Origin of the sequence: Bradyrhizobium sp. SEMIA, assembly GCF_014844175.1 — a bacterium.
GTDB classification, from domain to species: domain Bacteria; phylum Pseudomonadota; class Alphaproteobacteria; order Rhizobiales; family Xanthobacteraceae; genus Bradyrhizobium; species Bradyrhizobium arachidis.
This window is the reverse complement of record NZ_CP046601.1, coordinates 4,572,213-4,592,317: the sequence shown is the minus strand read 5'-3', so window position 1 is coordinate 4,592,317 and position 20,105 is coordinate 4,572,213. Positions and strand designations below refer to the sequence as shown.

Genomic DNA, 20,105 nt, shown 5'->3' with positions numbered 1-20,105 from the left:
GCCGTCACGGCGTACTGGGTCGCCCGGTCAAGCCGGGCGACGACAGCGTGCTCGAACGCAAGCATGTGAACGTCCGCAGGCTTGACGTTGTCAGAGGCAATGCCACCTTCAACTCGTGTGACATCGCGAGCTCGCATCATGTGGCGCGGCATCCTCGTTCTGTTCCTGCTGGCGATGTCGACGATCGCCGCCGACGCGCGGCCGCGCCAGATCAATCCGATCCCGTTTTCACACGAGCCGTGCAGCGTGCTCGACGGCCGGCCCTGTACGCCGTCTTATTGCAGCCCGCTCGAGCCCGGCCCCTGCATTCCCGAGATCGACTATCCGTACGGCCAGAATCTCCAGCTCACGGTCGAGAGCGTTCCGTCCGACGCCGATCGCGCCAAATATCAAAGGCCGGATCACGACCTCGACACGATCGGCGACCTCTTCGCCGAGCTGCGCAGCTGCTGGTTGCCGCCCTCCGATAATGCGCGGGCGGGCATGCAGATGTCGGTGCGCTTCAGCTTCAACAAGGCGGGCGGCCTGATCGGCCCGCCGCGCCTGACATACGCGACCGCGGGCGTCCCCGCCGACATCCGAACGACCTACCTCAACGCGATCAATTCATCGCTGAAAGCCTGTCTGCCGCTGAAATTTACCAGCGGCCTCGGCGGCGCGCTGGCGGGCCGGCCGATCGCGATCCGCTACGTCGACAATCGGGGGCTCGGCAAATAGCGCGTCAGTTGCGACCGGCGGCCAATCGATGATACGCCATGGGCGGGGGCGTTGGACGAGGGGAGGATGTCGTGGGTCTGCTGGTCATGATCCTGGGGCTGGTGCTGTTTTTCGCGGCCCATGGTTTCACCACGAAACGCGAGGCGCGCGCGCAAGCCATCGTGAGGCTGGGCGAGGGGACCTACAAGCTCCTTTACTCCGTCGTTTCGCTTGCGGGGCTGGCGCTGATCATCTGGGGCTTTGCCCATTATCGTAGCTCCGGCTGGATCGACGTCTGGTATCCGCCGAAGGCGCTCAAGCACATAACCCTCGCGCTGATGCTGCCCGCGGTCATCCTGGTGGTCGCCTCCTACCTGCGCGGCCGCATTTATGCGACGCTGAAGCATCCGATGCTGGCGGGCATCAAACTGTGGGCGGCAGCGCATCTGCTCGCCAATGGCGATCTCGGCTCCATCATCCTGTTCGGCTCGTTCCTGGGCTGGGCGGTGTATGACCGCATTTCGCTCAAGCATCGCAAGGACGCTGGCGGGCCGCCGATCCCGGTGGGCGGCGTCACCAACGATCTGATCGCTGTTGCTGTGGGCGTCGTTGCCTATCTGGCTCTGGCGTTTGCGTTCCATCCGGTGGTGATCGGTGTTCCCGTCGTGGGGGTGTAGCCGATCGGCACAAGACACGGCCTGCACGTCCGTGCGCGGAAGATAACAAGAGCAACAAGCCGAGGCATTCCGATGGACTGGTGGCAATCTCAGATCCCGCCGATGCGTCTCGAGGCGCGCTTTGGCGATCGGGCGGTGCCGGCGTTCTGGGACCGTCCGGCGAGCTTGTGGGCCATGATTGCGGACGCCTGCGCACGCAATGCCGATGGCGAAGCGCTGATCGCAGGCGACGTCCGCCTGAGCTGGCGGCAGGCGGTAGAGCAGGCCGCGCGGATCGCGGCGGGTTTCCGCAAGCTCGGCCTGCAACGCGGCGATCGCGTTGCGATCCTGCTCGGCAACCGCATCGAGTTTCCGCTGCTGCTGTTTGCCGCCGCGCATGAGGGCCTCGTCACGGTGCTGCTGAGCACGCGCCAGCAGAAACCCGAGATCGCCTATGTGCTCGCCGACTGCGGCGCCAGGATCCTGATCCATGAGGCAGGACTTGCCGACCGGCTGCCCGATGCATCGGATGTCCCCGATGTGATCCACCGCATCGCCATCGACAGCGATCCGGCCCTGTCGCGTTTTGGCATGCTGGCGGACAATCCTCCGGCACCGGCGCCTGTCGAGGTGGGCGAAGAGGACACCGCGATGATCCTCTACACCTCGGGCACGACGGGCAAGCCGAAGGGCGCGATGCTCGCCCATTGCAACATCGTGCATTCCTCGATGGTGTTCGTGTCCTGCCTGCAATTGACGGAAACGGACCGTTCGATCGCGGCGGTGCCGCTCGGCCATGTCACCGGCGTCGTCGCCAACATCACGACGATGATCCGCTGCGGCGGCGCGCTGATCATCATGCCGGAGTTCAAGGCCGCAGAGTATCTCAAGCTCGCCGCGCGCGAGCGCGTCACTTACACGGTGATGGTGCCGGCGATGTACAATCTCTGCCTGCTCCAGCCCGATTTCGACAGCTATGATCTCTCGAGCTGGCGCATCGGCGGCTTCGGCGGCGCGCCGATGCCGGTCGCGACCATCGAGAAGCTCAAGGCGACGATCCCCGGTCTGAAGCTTGCGAACTGCTACGGCGCCACTGAGACGACGTCGCCGTCGACGATCATGCCGGGCGAGCTGACCGCGAGCCACATCGATAGCGTCGGCCTGCCGTGCCCCGGTGCGCGCATCGTCGCGATGGGGACGGACGGGCGCGAGCTGCCGCCCGGCGAGATCGGCGAGCTCTGGATCCAGAGCGCCTCGGTCATCAAAGGTTACTGGAACAATCCGAAGGCGACGGCGGAGAGCTTCACCGCCGGATTCTGGCACTCCGGCGATCTCGGCTCGGTCGACGCCGAAGGCTTCGTCCGCGTGTTCGACCGGCAGAAGGACATGATCAACCGCGGCGGGCTGAAGATCTATTCCGCCGAGGTCGAGTCTGTGCTGGCCGGCCACCCCGCGGTGGTCGAGAGCGCGATCATCGCCAAAGCGTGCCCGGTGCTGGGCGAGCGCGTCCATGCCGTCGTGGTGACACGCGCGCCCGTGGCCGCCGACGCCTTGCGGGCCTGGTGCGCGGAACGGCTGTCCGACTACAAGGTCCCCGAGACCATGGCGATCACCGCCGAGCCGCTGCCGCGCAATGCCAATGGCAAGGTGCTGAAGCGGCAGCTGCGGGAGCTCCCGGGAGCCTGAGCCGGGCGGGCGGTCTTCCGGGCTCCTGCGGGGTGGTTAACGCCTTGATCGGGCTGGCTTTGCCTTGCCACCGCCATATCGTTAGGGTACCTCGCCGCCACACGGGGACGGGATTCCTGACGCGGACGCACTGGCGCGCGCACCGGGACGGGCATGGGATTGGCATAAGTGTCTGAATTATTTGACGAAGTCGACGAGGAAGTACGTCGCGAACAGCTCAAGAAGCTGTGGGATAAATATTCGATCTACTTCATCGCCCTGATGGTGCTCATCGTGGCCGCCGTCGGCGGCTGGCGCGGCTATCAGTACCTGGAGGCCAAGAAGGCCGCCGAGGCCGGCGCCGCCTTCGAGAAGGCTGTCGAGCTGTCCGACCAGAACAAGCACGCCGAGGCCGAAGCCGCCTTCACCGAGCTCGCCGCCAAGGCGCCGTCGGGCTATCGCACGCTGTCGAGACTGCGCGCTGCGGCCGAGGCCGCCCCCCGCGATCCCAAGGCAGCCGCGAAGATGTATGACGACATCGCCGCCGACCGCAGTGTGGGTGGCGAGTGGCAGGATCTGGCCAAGATTCGTGCCGCCGGCTTGCTGCTCGACAGCGCGTCCTATGCCGACATGCAGCAGCGGCTGGAGGCTTCGGCCGCGCCCAAATCGACATTCCGCCACAGCGCGCGCGAGATGCTGGCGCTGTCGGCCTGGCGCAACAACGACGCGACCGCCGCGCGCAAATGGCTCGATACGATTGCCGAAGACGGCGAAACGCCGCCCGGCCTGCGCTCGCGCGCCGAGGCGCTCCAGGCTCTGCTGCCGCCCGTCGCCAAAAGCTGACGACGGACCTCTGACGTAACGAGACACAAGATGCGCCGCACGCCACGCTTGATCGCAGCCGCCGTCCTGATCGCCTTCACGGGTGTCCTGGGCGGCTGCTCCAGCTTCGATCCAAGCGACATGCTCGACTTCCTCGACACCAAGAAGAAGCTGCCGGGTGACCGCAAACCGGTGTTCCCGGAAGGTGTCCCGGGCCTCGAGCAGGGCGTCCCGAAGGAGCTGTACAAGGGCGCCCAGCAACAGCCCGATCCGAACGCGGGTGCCGTTGCGGCCTTGCCGACCGAGCCGCCGCCGCCCGAACCGGCCAAGGGCGCCAAGGCGAAGAAGAGCAAGCATCCGGCGCCCAAGCAGAAAATCGTCCGCAAGCGCACCACCGCGCCGCCACCGGACCAGACCGTTCAACAGCAGCCGGCACAATCGGCCCAGACCACGCAGCAGCAGTCGCAGGGTGGCTTCCCGGCGCCGCTGCCGAGCGGCAGCTTCTCGCGCTAGAGCATGATCCGGAAAAGTGTGAAGCGGTTTTCCGAAAAGATCATGCTCAAACAATTACCTCCATTGCATTGACAGGCGCAGCCCCGGCAGCGCACGAATGACCGATGTCCTTCACGATCGCCATCATCGGCCGGCCCAATGTCGGCAAATCGACGCTGTTCAACCGCCTGGTCGGACAGAAGCTCGCGCTCGTCGATGATCTGCCGGGCGTCACCCGTGACCGCCGCGAGGGTGAGGCCAGGCTCGGCGACCTCCAGTTCACCATCATCGATACCGCCGGCCTCGACGAGGGTGCCAAGGGTTCGCTGACCGCGCGGATGCAGGAGCAGACCGAGACCGCGATCGCGCAGGCCGACGCGCTGTTCTTCGTGATCGACGCCCGCATCGGCCTCACGCCCACCGATCGCGCCTTCGCCGATTTCGCCCGCAAGGCCAACAAGCCGGTGGTGCTCGTCGCCAACAAGAGCGAAGGCAAGCATGGCGATGCCGGTGCGATGGAAGCGTTCGCGCTTGGTCTGGGCGATCCCATCCAGATCTCCGCCGAGCATGGCGAGGGCATGGGCGAGCTTTACGACGAGCTTGCCAAGTTGATGCCGGAGCCTGTCGAGGAAGATGAGGATGAGGACGACGCGCCGCTCTCGGAAGAAGAAGCCGCGACGCGCCCGATCCGGGTCGCCATCGTCGGCCGGCCCAATGCCGGCAAGTCGACGCTGATCAACCATCTGCTCGGCGAAGAACGTTTGTTGACGAGCCCGGAGGCCGGCACCACGCGCGATTCCATCGCGGTCGAGATCAACTGGAAGGGCCGCGAATTCCGCGTGTTCGATACCGCGGGTCTACGCCGGCGCTCGCGCATCGAGGAGAAGCTGGAAAAGCTCTCGGTCGCGGATGCGCTGCGCGCGGTGCGCTTTGCCGAAGTCGTTGTGTTGATGATGGACTCGCAGAACCGCTTCGAGGAGCAGGACCTGCGCATCGCCGATCTGATCGAGCGCGAGGGCCGCGCCGTCGTGCTCGCCGTCAACAAATGGGACCTGATGGAGACCAAGGGCGGCGGCGCGATCTCGGGCCTGCGCCGCGATGCCGATCACTGGCTGCCGCAGGTCAAGGGCGTGCCGATCGTCGCCGTTTCCGGCCTGATGGGTGAGGGCATCGACCGCCTGATGCAGGCGATCCAGGATGCCTATGCGGTCTGGAACAGGCGCGTGCCGACCTCGGCACTCAATCGCTGGTTCGAGCAGGCGATCCAGGCCAATCCGCCGCCCGCGGTGTCCGGCCGCCGGTTGAAACTGAACTACATCACGCAGAACAAGGCGCGCCCGCCGAGCTTTGTGCTGTTCTGCTCGCGCGCCGATGCCGTGCCGCAGTCCTATCTGCGCTATTTGACCAATTCCATGCGCGAGACGTTCGAGCTGCCGGGCACGCCGGTGCGCATCACCCTGCGCGAGAAAGCCAATCCCTTCGCGCACAAGCGCAAGCGGCCGTCATGAGCGACGGCGCCGGCGAGGCGGTGGCGCAGGGCACAGCGCCGGTCCGGCGCGGCGCGGTCGCCTTCATCTTCGTCACCATCCTCTTGGACATGGTCGCGCTCGGCGTGATCATGCCGGTCCTGCCAAAGCTGATCGAGGGCTTCGTCGACAACGACACCGCGCATGCGGCCCGCATCTTCGGCCTGTTCGGCACCGCCTGGGCGCTGATGCAGTTCGTGTTCTCGCCGGTGCTCGGCGCACTCTCCGATCGCTTCGGGCGGCGACCGGTGGTGCTGTTGTCGAATTTCGGGCTCGCCGCCGATTATGTGCTGATGGCGCTGGCGCCGTCCCTGACCTGGCTGTTCATCGGCCGCGTCATCTCCGGCATCACGTCGGCCAGCATCTCGACCGCGTTTGCCTATATCGCCGACATCACGCCGCCAGAACGCCGCGCGGCAATCTTCGGCAGGATTGGCGCTGCCTTCGGCGCCGGTTTCATCCTCGGTCCGGCGCTCGGCGGCCTGCTCGGCGATATCGATCCGCGGCTGCCGTTCTGGGCGGCGGCGGCCCTCAGCTTCGCCAATGCGCTCTACGGGCTGTTCGTCCTGCCGGAATCCCTGGTGCCCGAGAAGCGCGCGCCGTTCCATTGGAGAAGCGCCAATCCGGTCGGAGCGCTGCATCTGCTGCGGTCCAATGCGGCGCTGGCCGGACTGTCGATCGTCAATTTCATCGCGCAGGTCGCGCATGTCGTGCTGCCCTCGACCTTCGTGCTGTATGCGACCTATCGCTACGGCTGGGATTCCAAGACGGTCGGATTGACGCTCGCGATGGTCGGCATCTGCGCCATGGTGGTGCAGGGGCTCGCCATCGGCCCGATCGTGGGCGTGCTTGGCGAGCGCAAAGCGCTGGTGCTCGGCCTGTGCTGTGGCGCGATCGGCTTCGTGATCTTCGGCGCCGCGCCGACCGGGCCGTTGTTCTGGATCGGCATTCCCGTGATGTCGCTATGGGGCATTTCGGGCGCCGCCATGCAATCGTTGATGACACGGCTGGTCGCGCCCGATCAGCAGGGCCAGTTGCAGGGCGCAACCGGGAGCGTGCAGAGTGTCTCGCAGCTCGTCGGCCCGTTCCTGTTCACGCTGACGTTCTCCTACTTCATCGGCGCCAGCGCGCCGCTGCATCTGCCCGGCGCGCCATTTCTGTTGGCGGCGGCGCTGATGGTGGTGTGCGTGATGATTGCGATGCGGGCGCTGAATGCCACGAAGACGGTCCCGTAGGGTGGGCAAAGCGAAGCGTGCCCACCACTTCGCGTAGTCGTGTAGAGAAGGTGGGCACGGCGCTTGCGCGCCTTTGCCCACCCTACGGCAGCGTCGATTGGGCTATTTCTTCACCAGCGGGCACTCGCTGTCCTTGAGCGGCTTGGCCGCGTCTTCAGCCGAGATGGTCGCGACCAGTTTGTAATAGTCCCACGGCCCCTTCGACTCCTCCGGCTTCTTCACCTCGAACAGATAGGCCGGGATGATGCGGCGGCCGTCCTCGCGCAGCGGGCCCTTGCCGAACAGCGGATCGTCGGTCGGGATTTCCTTCATCTTGGCGACGACCTTGGCGCCGTCATGCGGGTTGCCGCCGAGCGCTTCGAGTGCCTTGAGGTAATGCAGCACGCCGGCATAGTTGCCGGCCTGCGTCATCGACGGCATCGCCTTGTTGGCGGTTTTATCCTGGAAACGCTTCGAGAAGGCGCGCGTGCCCTCGTTGAGGTCCCAGTAGAACGATTCGGTGAAGGTGAGGCCGTGCGCGGTCTTGAGGCCGAGCGAGTGAACGTCGTTGATGAACAGCAGGAGCGCGGCGAGCTTCTGGCCGCCTTCGACGATGCCGAACTCGGCCGCCTGCTTGATTGAGTTGGTGGTGTCGCCGCCGGCATTGGCGAGCCCGACGATCTTCGCCTTGGAGTTCTGCGCCTGCAGCAGGAACGAGGAGAAGTCGGACGTGTTGAGCGGATGCTTGACACCACCGAGCACCTTGCCGCCATTCGCGGTGACGACCGCGCTGGTGTCACGCTCGAGCGCGGCGCCGAACGCATAGTCGGCGGTCAGGAAGAACCAGGTGTCGCCGCCGGCCTTGGTCAGCGCCTTACCGGTGCCGTTGGCGAGCATGTAGGTGTCGTAGGTGTAGGAGATGGTGTTGGCGTTGCACGCCTTGCCGGTGAGGTCGGCGCTGGCGCCGCCATTGTTGAGCAGGACGACGTTCTTTTCCTTGGCGACGTTGCTGACCGCCAGAGCTACTCCGGAGTTCGGCGTGTCGGTGATCATGTCGACCTTCTGGGTGTCGATCCACTGCCGCGCGATGTTCACGCCGATGTCCGGCTTGTTCTGATGGTCGCCGCTGACGACTTCGATCTTCCAGCCCTTGGCAGCCAGGCCGGAATCCTCCACCGCCATCTTGACTGCCACCACGGAGTTGGGGCCACCGATGTCGGCGTAGAGACTGGACATGTCATTGAGCACGCCGATCGTGACAGTCTTGTCCTGAGCGTAGGCGGATGTGGCAAAACCGAAAGCGGCGCAGGCCAGAAGGGCCGCGGAGCGGCGCGCGAACGTCGTCGTCATAAAAGGTTTCCTCCATTGTCAAATATGCGGACGGCTCTCTTGCGGAGCCTTGTTCCGGCTGATCGCTCTACCGTGTCCCGCAGGTCCCGGCAATGCGCCTAAAGCCGGATGACGCTGCGTCGTAGCGTCATCCGTCGGTTAACTTTTGGGCAAAATGCGTTGAGACGCTATTTGAGCGCGTCCGAGGTCAGCTTGAATTTCTGGATGCGTTTTCCGGTATCGACCTCGGCGGTATAGACGTTACCCTTGGCGTCGACCGCCATCGCATGCACCCAGTGGAATTGCCCGGCATTGCGGCCGTTATGGCCGAAGCTGCCGACGACACTGCCGTCGTCGCGCTTGATGACCCTGATCTCGTTGTTCTCGCCGTCGGCGCTGAGCAGATAGGTCTGCTTCGGATCGGGCCAGATCGCGATGTCCCACACCGCGCCATTGCCGAGCGTGTTCTTCTCGAAGAAGAACTCCTTCACGAAGGTGCCGTCCTTCTTGAACACCTGGATACGGTTGTTGATGCGATCGCAGACATAGACGAGGCCGTCATTCGCGAGCTTCACGCAATGGACGGGGTTGCCGAATTGCTGCGACACCGGCGCCTTGGGATCGTACGCCGCCTGCTTGGCGTCATCGGGCTTGTTGCCGTAGGCGCCCCAGTGCCGCTTGTAGGCGAGCGTCGTCGCATCGAACACGATGACGCGGCGGTTGCCGTAACCGTCGGCGACGTAGATCTCGTTCGCCTCCTTGTCGAGCGCGGTTTCGGCGGGCTTGCCGAGCTGCGTCGTGTCGTTGCTGCCGAGGCTCGGCGCGATCTTGCCGATCTGCGCGACGAACTTGCCGTCCAGCGTGAACTTCAGGATCGCGTTGTCGTTGTCGGCATTGCCGCCGACCCAGACGAAGCCGCGTTCGTCGACCTCGATGCCGTGCTCGCGGCCGACCCATTCATAGCCTTCGCCCGGACCGCCCCATGAGCGCAGGAGGTTGCCGTCGCTGTCGAACTCGAGCACGGGCGGCGCCGAGACGCAGCACTTGGAGCGCGGCGGATTGAGGCTCGCGCCTTTCTCATCGTCGGTGAGCGAGCGCGGGCGATGGATGACCCAGATGTGGCCCTGCCAATCGACGGTGATGCCGCCGACCTGGCCGAGGATCCAGTTGTTCGGCAGCTGCTTTGGCCAGGAGGGATCGACCGCGAAGGTCGGGACATCGCCGGCAATCGCAACGCCCGGAAGAACGAACGCAATGGCTGCGATCAGGATGGAAAAAGCGTGAGAGACATTTGCGAGCGCACGCGAAAGCCCTGCGCGATGCCATGGTGTCATGGCGACCTCCCTTTTTTGGCCTGCGGCTTGCTGCCGTCTAGGCGCGGGCAGTCAATCGCGGGGAGGCACTTGAGTCAATCAGGCCGGCGGGCGGAAGCTCATCAGGGTGCGGGTTTTGTAGTCGTAGAACTTGCCGGTCTCGGTCCAGTCGGGGGCGCATAGCGGCACGATGAATTCGGCGACTTGCTCGGGCGTGTCGAGCGTCACAGGGTCTTCGCCGGGCATCAGGGTGGCGCGCATGCGGGTACGGATCGGCCCGGGATTGAACAGGTTGACGCGGATAGGCGTGTTCGCGGTCTCCTGCGCCCAGGCGCGCGCCAGCGTTTCCAGTGCGGCCTTGGAGGCGGCGTAGGGGCTGACATAGGCGGTTGCCTTGTTGGCGGCGCCCGAGGTGATGAACACGGCGCGGCCGGCATCGGATTGCCTCAGCAGCGGCTCCATGCAGCGGATCAGCTGGAAGTTGGCGGAGACGTTGACGGCCATGACGTCGTTGAAGGTCTTCAGCTCGATATGGCCGACCGGCGAGGAGGGGCCGAGCACGCCGGCATTGCCGACGAGGATGTCGAGCTTGCCGTAGCGCTCGTGCAGGCCAGCGCCTAACCGCGCGATGCCGTCAAAATCGGTGAGGTTCAGTGGCACCAGCGTGGCGCTGCCGCCCACTTTGCGGATCTCGTCGTCGAGCTCTTCCAGCCCGCCTTGCGTGCGCGCGGTCGCAACGATATGGGCGCCGGCCTTTGCCAGCGCGAGGGCGGTAGCAAAACCGATGCCGCGCGAGGCGCCGGTGACGAGAGCGATGCGGTTGGCGAGTGGCTTTGTCATGGCGGGGTTTTACAGGCGTGAACGGCCGGGACAAGCCCCCATCCGCACCTGTCATTCCGGGATGGTGCGAAGCACCAGACCCGGAATCTCGAGATCCCGGGTTCGATGCTTCGCATCGCCCCCGGGATGACGCTTTCAGCGTCAGCTCGCCTCCGCCAGCAGCGACAATTGCCGCGGCTGCGGCTCGGTCTGGGTCTGGTCGGTGAGGTGGGTCGGATAGGCCCCGGTGAAGCAATGGTCCGAGAATTTCGGATTGGCGGGGTCGCGGCCGGGCTCGCCCATGGCGCGGTACATGCCGTCGATCGACAGGAAGGCGAGCGAGTCGGCACCGATGATCTCGCGCATCTCCTCCAGCGAATGCGTCGCGGCCAGGAGGCCGCCGCGATCGGGCAGGTCGATGCCGTAGTAGTCGGGGTAGAGGATCGGCGGCGAAGCAAGGCGGAAATGCACTTCCTTGGCGCCGGCATCGCGCATCATGCGCACGATTTTCTTCGAGGTCGTGCCGCGCACCAGGGAGTCGTCGATCAGGATGATGCGCTTGCCTTCGATCGCGGCGCGATTGGCCGAGTGCTTCATGCGCACGCCGGACTCGCGGATCGCCTGCGTCGGCTGGATGAAGGTGCGGCCGACATAGTGGTTGCGGATGATGCCGAGCTCGAACGGCACGCCGGAATGCTGGCTGTAGCCGACCGCGGCGGGCACGCCGGAATCCGGCACCGGCACGACGACGTCGATCGGCACGTGGCTCTCGCGCGCGAGCTGCGCGCCGAAGGCCTTGCGCACCTCGTAGACCGAGCGGCCGTGGACGATGGAATCCGGCCGGGAGAAATAGATGTATTCGAAGATGCAGGGGCGCGGCGCCATCGGCGGGAACGGCTTGTGGATGTCCTGGCCGTTCTCGTCGAACACGATGACTTCGCCCGGCTCGATGTCGCGGATGAAGCGCGCGCCGATGATGTCGAGCGCGCAGGTCTCCGAGGTCAGGATCGGGCAGCCGTCGAGCTCGCCGAGCACCAGCGGGCGGATGCCGCGCGGGTCGCGCGCGCCGACCAGCTTCTTGTTGGTCAGCGAGACCAGCGCATAGGCGCCCTCGATCTCGCGCAGCGCGTCGATATAGCGCTCGATGAAGCGGGCGCGCTTGGAGCGTGCGACCAGATGCAGGATCACCTCGGTGTCGGTGGTCGACTGCATCATCGCGCCGTGCTTCACGAGCTCGCGGCGCAGCGTCAGGCCGTTGGTGAGGTTGCCGTTGTGGGCGACCGCGAGACCGCCGGCATTGAGCTCGGCGAACAGCGGCTGCACGTTGCGCAGGATGGTGGCGCCGGTGGTCGAGTAGCGGACATGGCCGACTGCCATGTTGCCGGGCAGGCGCTCGATCACCTCGCGGCGGGAGAAGGTGTCGCCGACGAGACCGAGGCGGCGTTCCGAGTGAAAGCGGCTGCCGTCATAGGAGACGATGCCGGCGGCTTCCTGGCCGCGGTGCTGAAGGGCATGGAGGCCGAGTGCGGTGATGGCGGCGGCGTCCGGATGTCCATAGATGCCGAATACGCCGCATTCCTCGCGAAGCGTATCTCCCTCCAGGTCGTCCTGAAGCTCTAGCGCGGCGGAGCCGGGATCGAGTTCAGTGTGGGCGTCCTGGTCAGGGTGTCGCATCTCGTCCGCGCCTCTCTTTAGGGCCTAATCAACGCGCCGCAGGTTTCTCGATCAGCTTCTTCAAACTGTCACGAGCCGGTTTACTGTATCCGTCGCCACTGCCCGAAGGCTGCTGCTCGGAATCAGCTTGATCATCATCTGGTTTGTTTTTCTTGAATCTCTTCAAGATGGTGTTCTCGGGGTCATCAGGCAAGAGGGACATCAGCCAATCGCCGGTTCCCTGGAGCACCACGCGGGACTTGGCCCCCGTGACCCAGTCGGGGCGCTGCTTGTCCGGCACCAGCCAGGTGAAGAACAGGAACGCGACCACGACGATCAAAAGCCCGCGAGCGAGGCCAAACAGGAACCCCAGGGTACGGTCCAGCGCGCCAATGCGCGAATCCAGGATCATGTCGGAGATCCGGACCGTGATCACGGAAACGATGACCAGGGTGCCGACGAACACGCCGGCAACCACCACCACGCTCGCCACCGTGTCGTTGTTGAAATAGGTCTTGGCCGTCGGCAGCAGCTTCGAGAACGAGTACAGCGTCACGATCGCCGCGGTGCCCCAGGCTGCGATCGACAGGATTTCGCGCATGAAACCGCGGACCATGGCGAGCAGGCCCGAGACCAGCATCACACCGAGCAGGATCAGGTCGAGGAGTGTTACTGGCATCGGCTGGTCTGGTCCGCTCGTACTTCAAAGGTGCTCAGCGAATCGGTGCTTGGCCGTGGCCCTAAGTGAGGGCCAGACGGCATTCCCGGCAAGGCCGCAACCACGCAATCCCATGCTGCTTTTGTGACGGCTGTATAGCGGCGGGGGCGGGGAACGTCACCTCCAGCTAACCCTCTCCACGGCGGAATCTTGCCGGTGTGGCATTTTTCTCCGCCGGAACGCTCTGATCGCCGCGGCGGGAGCCCTTGGCGGCGATTTCGGCCACCAGCGTCGTGAGGCTGTTGACCGCGTTCAGCGACAATCCGGCGTCACCGCCGGCATCGCCGCCCCGGGCCGATTCGGGCAGTACGGCGCGCTTGAAGCCGAGCTTGACGGCTTCCTTGAGCCGGGCCGGGGTCTGTGCCACCGGACGGATCACGCCGGAGAGCGAAATTTCGCCGAAATAGACGGCATCGGTGGGTAACTGCGCATTAACCAGGGACGATACCAGCGCGGCCGCGGCGGCCATGTCGGCCGCCGGCTCGTGGATGCGCAGGCCGCCCGCGACGTTCAGATAGACGTCGTGGCCGGACAGCTTGACCCCGCAATGGGCCTCCAGCACCGCCAGCACCATGGAGAGCCGGCTCTGGTCCCAGCCGACCACGGCGCGCCGTGGGGTGCCGAGTGAGGTCGGGGCCACAAGTGCCTGCAATTCGACCAGGACGGGCCTCGTGCCCTCGATGCCCGCAAAGACTGCGGTGCCGGGCGTGCCGAGGTCACGCTCGGACAGGAACAGCTCGGAGGGGTTGGTGACTTCGCGCAGGCCAAGGCCGGTCATCTCGAACACGCCGATCTCGTCGGTCGGACCGAAACGGTTCTTCACCGCGCGCAGGATGCGGAATTGTTGCGAGCCTTCGCCCTCGAACGACATCACGGCATCGACCATGTGTTCGACGACGCGAGGGCCCGCGATCTGGCCGTCCTTGGTGACGTGGCCGACCAGGATGATGGCAGCGCCGGTCTTCTTCGCGAAACGAATGAGGGCCTGCGCCGAGGCACGCACCTGCGTCACCGTGCCGGGCGCGGATTCCACCGTGTCGGTCCACATGGTCTGGATCGAGTCGATCACGATCAGCCGGGGGACAGCGCCTTCCGACAGCGTCGAGACGATGTCTTCCACCGATGTTTCTGCCGCGAGCTGCACCGGCGCATCCGACAGCCCGAGCCGCTCGGCGCGCAGGCGCACCTGGGCGATGGCTTCTTCGCCGGAGATGTAGACGATGCGGTGGCCGGCGCGCGCCATCATGCTGGTCGCCTGCGTCAACAGCGTCGACTTGCCGATACCGGGATCGCCGCCGACCAAGAGCACTGAGCCGCGGACGAAGCCGCCGCCGGTGACGCGGTCGAGCTCGGTCATCCCAGACGACAGGCGCGGCGCGTCCGGGCTCTTGCCGGCAAGGCTCTCCAGGGCGAACGTCCGGCCCTTGCGCTTGGAGCGGATCGACACCGGGACGCTGCCGCTGGTGTCTTCTTCCGCGAGCGTATTCCACTCGCCGCAGGACTCGCACTTGCCCTGCCAGCGGTTATAGGCCGCGCCGCAGTTCTGGCAGACGAAGGAAAGCGTGTTCTTGGCCATGGGGACAGCGAGTCGGAGGGGTTTCGGGTCTGCTGATAGCACGGAACGGAGGGCAGAGAGCGAACCCTGCCGCCCCCGAATATGGCAATTCAACGCGTTCGATACACCCTTTGTTAGCTCTGCGCTGCGGCTCCAGGCCGGACTTTGCCAAATGTTAGCGGACGCAAGTCCAGTTTCGGAACCAAGACGGGGTGGCGAAACAAATGACTGTGGTCTTGCGCATATTGCTCGCGATGGGCATGGCCTGCGGCGTTCTCATGCCGCCTGGCGGTGCTGTCGCGGCGGACGCCAAGCGTCTCAACATCGTTTTCGTCAACCCCGGCAAGACCGGCGAGGTCTATTGGGACATGGTCGCGCAGACCATGCAGGCTGCCGGCCGCAAGCTCGGCGCGCATATCGAGGTCCTGACCAGCGAGCGGAATTACCGCACCATGCAGGAGCTGGGGTTCGGCGTGGTCGCGCGCGCCGACAAGCCCGATTTCCTCATCCTCTCGAACGAGGAATCCGCCGCCGTTCCGATCCTGGAGGCGGCCGAGGCCGCCGGCGTCAAGACGCTGCTGCTCTCGAACACGCTGATCGGCGATGACGCGGCTCGCCTTGGCCCGCCGCGCCAGAAGCTCAAGACCTGGCTCGGCGATATCACGACCGATCTTCAGACCGCGGGGGCGCGGATGGCGAACGCGCTGATCGCCACCGCACGTGCCGAGAAATGGCAGAGCCCGGACGGCAAGATCCACATTCTCGGCATCGGCGGTGACGAGATCACCCCGTCCTCGATCGCCCGCAATGCCGGCCTCAAGCTCGCCGTCGAGGCTGCGCCCGATGTCGTGGTGGACCGGATGCTGTTCGCCAACTGGACGCAGTCCGAGGCCGAGCAAGTCACAGCGAACTATCTGGGCTGGGCCTCGCGCAAGGAGATCAGGCCGGCCGGCATCTGGGCCGGAAACGATCCTATGGCGCTCGGCGCGCTGCGCGCGGCGATCGCTGCGGGCCTCACGCCCGGCCGGAACATCCAGGTGGCCGGCCTCAACTGGTCCGACGACGCGCTGCGCGAGATCAAGGCGGGCCGCCTGCTCCTGAGCGACGGCGGCCATTTCCTGCTCGGCGGCTGGTCGATCGTTCTCCTGCGCGACTACGCCGATGGCTGCGATTTTGCGGCCGCGTCGCCGCACGTCGAGGTCAAGACATCTGCGATCACGCGCAACAATCTGGCTTCGGTCGGCGACCTCATCAGAGTGCGCGCCTTCGACCGCATCGACTTCACGCGGTTCAGGGCGAAGCCTGGACGCTGTGGCCAGTATGACTTCTCGATCGACGCGCTGATCTCGTCGCTGGCGCCGCTGGAAGGCACCGCTGATTGATGCGAAACGAAGACGACATGACCGATCCGGACCGCAGAGCGCAGACCGTGCCGCCGCGTCTGCGCTCGGTCGTCCGCGCGATGATCTGGGCCACCGTGCCGGTTCTGCTGCTGGTGCAATTGCTCGCCTCCGCCGGCGTCGAGGCTTCGAGCTTCTGGTCGCAGATCCGGCAGCTCGACGCCCGTATTGCCCGCGTCGCCGAGAGCCGGGCCGAGCTGATCGCCGAGCCGCTCTGGAAGATGCGTTACGACCAGGTCACGGGCGTGCTGAACGAGATCATGCACGACGAGACCATCGCGGCGGCAGCCGTCTATGACGACACCGGCGTTGCGATTGCCCGCGTGGTGGCGCGTCCCTCGGAGCAGGGGGTTGCGGAGGTCTCGCGTCCGATCCGCTACAGCAACGGCAACATGTCGGTGCAGGCCGGCCGTATCGCGATCGCCTATTCGCATGCGGCGCTGTATGCGGATGCAGGCAGCCGGCTGGTGCTGCTGCTGGTCGTCGGCCTGCTCGCAACGCTCGCCACCCTGATCGCGATGCGGATCTCCGCCAACATCTTCATCGGCAAGCCGCTGGCGGCGATGATGTCGGCGATCCAGCGCAGCAAGCAGGACGGCCGCGCCTATCCGGCGGAGGTCAAATCCTCCAATGAATTCGGCCAGCTTGCCCGCGCCTTCAATGCCATGCAGCACACGACGGCGGGCGCGCTCGACCGGCTCGGGCACATGGCCGCGCACGATCCGCTGACGGGCCTGCCCAATCGCCGCTCGCTGTCCGAGCACCTGGTGACGCTGAGCAAGGATGCCGGTTCGCCGGACTCGCTGATCGCGTTCTGCTTCATCGATCTCGACGACTTCAAGGGCATCAACGACACCTTTGGCCACGATGCCGGCGACAAGTTCCTGGTCCACATCTCCGAGCGCCTTCGTGCGGCAGTCGAGCCGCAAGACTGGGTGGCGCGGCTCGGCGGCGACGAGTTCGTCGTGATCCGTCCCGAGGTCAGCAACCAGGCGACCGCGCAGGCGTTTGCGCGCCAATTGCTGGACGCGATCTCCGAGCCAATCCGGCTGCACGACAAGCAGGTGGTGCCGCGCGCCAGCATCGGCCTTGCCGTGCGCCGCGCCGGCGACCCCGAATTGTCGCATTTGCCGGCGCTTGCCGACATTGCGCTCTACCATGCCAAGAGCAAGGCGCCCGGCACCGTCGCCGTGCTGGACGAAGCGCTTCAGCGCGACTATCGCCGCCGCAGGGATCTCGAACTCGCCGTTCCCGCAGGCTTCGCCGAGGGGCAGTTCGAGGTCTGGTATCAAAGCCAGGTCGACCTCGAGAGCCAGGCCGTCGTCGGGCTCGAGGCGCTCATCCGCTGGCGCCACCCTGAACATGGCGTGATCGGCCCCGGCGAATTCCTGCCGCTGATCGAGCGCAGCGGCAACAATGCGCGGCTGACGCGCTATGTGCTGACCGATGCCTGCCGGGCGCTGCAGCTTCTGGCCGCCGCTCGCAAGCCGCAGATCCGGATCGCGATCAACCTGCCGCCGTCCGAGCTCGCCGACCATTCGCTCGCCGCCGAGCTGCGCGCCACCTGCGCGCGCTTCGATGTCGCGCCATCGTCGCTGGAGCTCGAGATCACCGAGGGCTCGCTGATCAACAACATCGCCAGCGCCTCCGAGACGCTGCACCGGTTGCGGCGCTTAGGTGCCACCATCGCGCTGGACGATTTCGGCACCGGCTACTCTTCGCTCGCACATCTCAGGCGCTTCCCGCTGGACAAGGTCAAGATCGACAAGGCCTTCATCAGCGAGATCCCTGATAGTGCGGAAGACAAGGCGATCGTCGGCGTCATTGCATCGCTCGCCGGCACGCTGGGGCTGACGCTCGTCGCCGAAGGCATCGAGCGGGCCGAGCAGGCGCAGGCGATGCGCGAGATGGGCGTGACGCTGGGGCAGGGCTATCTCTATCACCGGCCACAGCCGCTCGAGGCCGTGCTGCAATGGATCGAGGGACAAGCCGTGCCCGAGAGGCGTGTCATTGCGGAGAGCCCGTCGATCGCGCCGGAATTTGCCGCCTGAGGGCTGCTTACGACTGCGCCGCGTTCCAGAGCATCGAGAGCCCGGCCGCGATCATGATCGCGTCCATCAGAAGGCGGAACATCTCGGGCTTCAGGTGCAGCACGAAACGCTTGGCGATGAAGGCGCCTGACATCAGCGAGGCGCCGGCGATCAGGCCCTTGATGAAGACGTCACTGGTGAGCGCGCCGAACCGTTCGAAGGTCACGGACTTCGCAAAGTAAAGGCCGAGCGAGGAGGCCGCTTCGGTGGCGAGGAAGGCGCCCTTGGACAGGCCGTAGAACAGGAACAGCGGCACGCTGAGCGGACCGGTCGAGACCACGATGCCGGTGAGATAGCCGATGACCGCGCCGCCGATCGCGAGATGCCAGAGATTGGCCTTGAGGTCATGCCGCGCCAGGGCGTGCCGCACCGGTACCATCGCAATCAGGAAACTGCCGATGGCGAGATCCACGGCATGCGAGGGCAGCGCCAGCAGCGTGCGCGCGCCGAGCGCGGCGGCCGGAATTCCCGTCACCGAATAGGCCATGCAGGCTCGCCAGTCGACCTCGCGCCACCACGCCAGGATCCGCGAAAAGTTCGCCATCACGGAGGCGACCGCCATGATCGGCACCGCCTCCTTCGGCCCGTAGGCATAGACCAGCACCGGCATCAGCATGATCGACGCCCCCGTGCCGACGATGCCTGAGATGGTGCCGGCGATCAGGCCGACGGTGAGGACGAAAAGAAAGGCCAAGGGCGGGGGCTCCGGGAATCGGAGCACTGTAGCCGCGGACGACGCTAAGCGAGAGACGGAATCTTCGCCCGCATCGGCATGCCAGCCTGAGCGCCCGGCACGAGGCACTTCTGGGCCGCCGCTTCGCATCCGACCTGGAGCGCGGTTTGCAGTGGAACCTCCTCGTGGACCATCGCCGCAAACGCGCCGACAAAAGTGTCGCCGGCCCCGGTCGTGTCCACTGGCGTGATGCGCGGGGCGGGCGCGTGCAAACGGGTTCCGTCCGCTGCCACAGCCAAGGCGCCCTGAGCGCCGGCGGTGACGATGCAGGTGAGGTCACCCGTCCTAGCCAAGTCCGCGGCTGCAGCTTCGTAACCGGACGGCGCGAGGCCGATGGCGACTGCGGCGTCCATGGCCTCGTGCTCGTTGAGGAGGAGATAGTCGGTGACGCTGAGAAGCTCGGACACCATCTCGCGCGTCATCTTGTCCGGGACAGGCGCGAGGTTCCAGATGACGGTGCCGGAGGCCGATGTCGTTCGCCACGCGGCTTGCAGCGCCTGTGCAAAGGGCACCTCCATCTGAAGCACCAGCACCACGTCAGTGCCAAACAGCGCGGCGGGCAGGTCTGCGGCATTCGCGGCCATGTTGGCGCCGCTCGCCACCGTGATCGCATTCTCGCCGGCCTGATCGACCGTGATGAAGGCGCAGCCGGTCGGCTCGTCGGCCCTGACGATGAGACCGGTGTCGACACCGTTTGACTTGAGGTTCTCGATCGCGCTGTCGCCGAACCCGTCCCGGCCGACGCAGCCCGCCATGCGGACCTGTCCCGGCCCCGCAATCCGTGCGGCGGCGACGGCCTGGTTGGCGCCCTTGCCGCCGAAATGCGTTTGGTAGGACGGCGCGAGCACCGTCCGTCCGGCGCCGGGAATGACCGGGACCTGCGCGACCAGATCGATGTTGAGCGACCCGAACACCAGGATCATGAGGGGACGTCAGCCTTGCTCGTCCATGACGCGCAGCTTCTCGACGCGGCGGCGGAAATCCTCGTCGGTGGAGAATTCGGCCGAGAGATAGGATGAGACGAGGTCCACGGCGAGCCAGGCGCCGACGATCTGCGCGCCGATGCACATGACGTTGACGTCGTCATGCTCGACGCTCTGATGGGCGGAGTGGACGTCGTGGCAGACCGCGGCGCGGATGCCCTTCATCTTGTTGGCGGCGATCGAGGCGCCGACGCCGGTGCCGCACACCATGATGCCGCGTGCGGCTTCGCCCGAGGTCACCTTCTGCGCCACGGCCCGCGCGATGTCGGGGAAGTCCACCGGCTTGTCGTCATAAGAGCCGACGTCGACGATGTCGTGGCCGAGCTTGCGGATGTGGTCGATGACGGTCTGCTTGAGCGGCCAGCCGGCGTGGTCGGATCCGATGACGAGACGCATGTGATGTCCTTCTTGATTTTGTATTGGCCGTGACAGCCGAACAGC

General features: G+C 65.8%; 18 protein-coding genes. 9 read left to right on the top strand and 9 right to left on the bottom strand.

Features of this window, described 5'->3' with window-relative positions:
• Positions 1–138 precede the first annotated feature (138 nt).
• The 7 genes from FOM02_RS22425 (at position 139) to FOM02_RS22395 (ending at position 7,092) form a co-directional block, all read left to right on the top strand.
• Entirely contained in the window at positions 139–717 is a 579-nt protein-coding gene (locus FOM02_RS22425) for a hypothetical protein (protein WP_027557535.1), read from the top strand.
• Between the two features lie 71 nt (positions 718–788).
• Positions 789–1,373: an NnrU family protein gene (locus FOM02_RS22420; RefSeq protein ID WP_027557536.1), complete on the top strand. Its 585-nt coding sequence runs from the start codon at positions 789–791 to the stop codon at positions 1,371–1,373.
• Between the two features lie 72 nt (positions 1,374–1,445).
• Complete coding sequence (locus tag FOM02_RS22415) at positions 1,446–3,038, top strand: class I adenylate-forming enzyme family protein (RefSeq protein ID WP_027557537.1); 1,593 nt, start codon at positions 1,446–1,448, stop codon at positions 3,036–3,038.
• A 168-nt stretch (positions 3,039–3,206) separates the two neighbouring features.
• Positions 3,207–3,860, top strand: a complete 654-nt coding sequence (locus FOM02_RS22410; protein ID WP_027557538.1) for a tetratricopeptide repeat protein — start codon at positions 3,207–3,209, stop codon at positions 3,858–3,860.
• Between the two features lie 30 nt (positions 3,861–3,890).
• A complete protein-coding gene (locus FOM02_RS22405) occupies positions 3,891–4,352 on the top strand; it encodes a hypothetical protein (RefSeq protein ID WP_265442129.1) in 462 nt (153 codons plus the stop codon).
• A gap of 104 nt (positions 4,353–4,456) precedes the next feature.
• Complete coding sequence (der, locus tag FOM02_RS22400; protein WP_027557540.1) at positions 4,457–5,839, top strand: ribosome biogenesis GTPase Der; 1,383 nt, start codon at positions 4,457–4,459, stop codon at positions 5,837–5,839.
• Complete coding sequence (locus FOM02_RS22395; RefSeq protein ID WP_265442128.1) at positions 5,836–7,092, top strand: TCR/Tet family MFS transporter; 1,257 nt, start codon at positions 5,836–5,838, stop codon at positions 7,090–7,092. The genes der and FOM02_RS22395 overlap by 4 nt, the downstream gene beginning before the upstream one ends.
• A gap of 102 nt (positions 7,093–7,194) precedes the next feature.
• Here the strand turns inward: FOM02_RS22395 and FOM02_RS22390 are convergent, their stop codons facing one another.
• From FOM02_RS22390 to radA, 6 genes are all read right to left on the bottom strand, one after another.
• A complete protein-coding gene (locus tag FOM02_RS22390) occupies positions 7,195–8,421 on the bottom strand; it encodes an ABC transporter substrate-binding protein (protein WP_027557542.1) in 1,227 nt (408 codons plus the stop codon).
• A gap of 167 nt (positions 8,422–8,588) precedes the next feature.
• On the bottom strand, positions 8,589–9,734 hold the full coding sequence (locus tag FOM02_RS22385) for a hypothetical protein (RefSeq protein ID WP_027557543.1): 1,146 nt from the start codon (positions 9,732–9,734) through the stop codon (positions 8,589–8,591).
• A gap of 78 nt (positions 9,735–9,812) precedes the next feature.
• A complete protein-coding gene (locus tag FOM02_RS22380; RefSeq protein WP_027557544.1) occupies positions 9,813–10,553 on the bottom strand; it encodes an SDR family NAD(P)-dependent oxidoreductase in 741 nt (246 codons plus the stop codon).
• A 141-nt stretch (positions 10,554–10,694) separates the two neighbouring features.
• Positions 10,695–12,206 (bottom strand): amidophosphoribosyltransferase, encoded by a 1,512-nt coding sequence (purF, locus tag FOM02_RS22375; RefSeq protein WP_027557545.1) that lies wholly within the window; start codon positions 12,204–12,206, stop codon positions 10,695–10,697.
• Between the two features lie 28 nt (positions 12,207–12,234).
• Positions 12,235–12,864, bottom strand: coding sequence for a CvpA family protein (locus FOM02_RS22370; protein ID WP_027557546.1), 630 nt, complete (start codon positions 12,862–12,864; stop codon positions 12,235–12,237).
• 166 nt (positions 12,865–13,030) lie between these two features.
• Positions 13,031–14,479 (bottom strand): DNA repair protein RadA, encoded by a 1,449-nt coding sequence (radA, locus tag FOM02_RS22365; protein WP_027557547.1) that lies wholly within the window; start codon positions 14,477–14,479, stop codon positions 13,031–13,033.
• 203 nt (positions 14,480–14,682) lie between these two features.
• Between radA and FOM02_RS22360 the strand changes: the two genes are divergently transcribed.
• On the top strand, positions 14,683–15,840 hold the full coding sequence (locus FOM02_RS22360) for an ABC transporter substrate-binding protein (RefSeq protein WP_035729830.1): 1,158 nt from the start codon (positions 14,683–14,685) through the stop codon (positions 15,838–15,840).
• Positions 15,840–17,909: a putative bifunctional diguanylate cyclase/phosphodiesterase gene (locus FOM02_RS22355; RefSeq protein ID WP_027557549.1), complete on the top strand. Its 2,070-nt coding sequence runs from the start codon at positions 15,840–15,842 to the stop codon at positions 17,907–17,909. The genes FOM02_RS22360 and FOM02_RS22355 overlap by 1 nt, the downstream gene beginning before the upstream one ends.
• 7 nt (positions 17,910–17,916) lie before the next feature.
• On the opposite strand, the gene FOM02_RS22350 is transcribed toward FOM02_RS22355, so the two are convergent.
• From FOM02_RS22350 to rpiB, 3 genes are read right to left on the bottom strand one after another with little or no spacing between them, the layout of a single operon-like run.
• Positions 17,917–18,642 carry a sulfite exporter TauE/SafE family protein gene (locus FOM02_RS22350; protein ID WP_027557550.1) on the bottom strand — a complete coding sequence of 242 codons (726 nt, stop codon included), beginning with the start codon at positions 18,640–18,642 and terminating at the stop codon, positions 17,917–17,919.
• Between the two features lie 44 nt (positions 18,643–18,686).
• Positions 18,687–19,604: a ribokinase gene (locus FOM02_RS22345; protein WP_027557551.1), complete on the bottom strand. Its 918-nt coding sequence runs from the start codon at positions 19,602–19,604 to the stop codon at positions 18,687–18,689.
• A 9-nt stretch (positions 19,605–19,613) separates the two neighbouring features.
• Complete coding sequence (rpiB, locus tag FOM02_RS22340) at positions 19,614–20,060, bottom strand: ribose 5-phosphate isomerase B (protein WP_018646068.1); 447 nt, start codon at positions 20,058–20,060, stop codon at positions 19,614–19,616.
• Between the last annotated feature and the right edge of the window lie 45 nt (positions 20,061–20,105).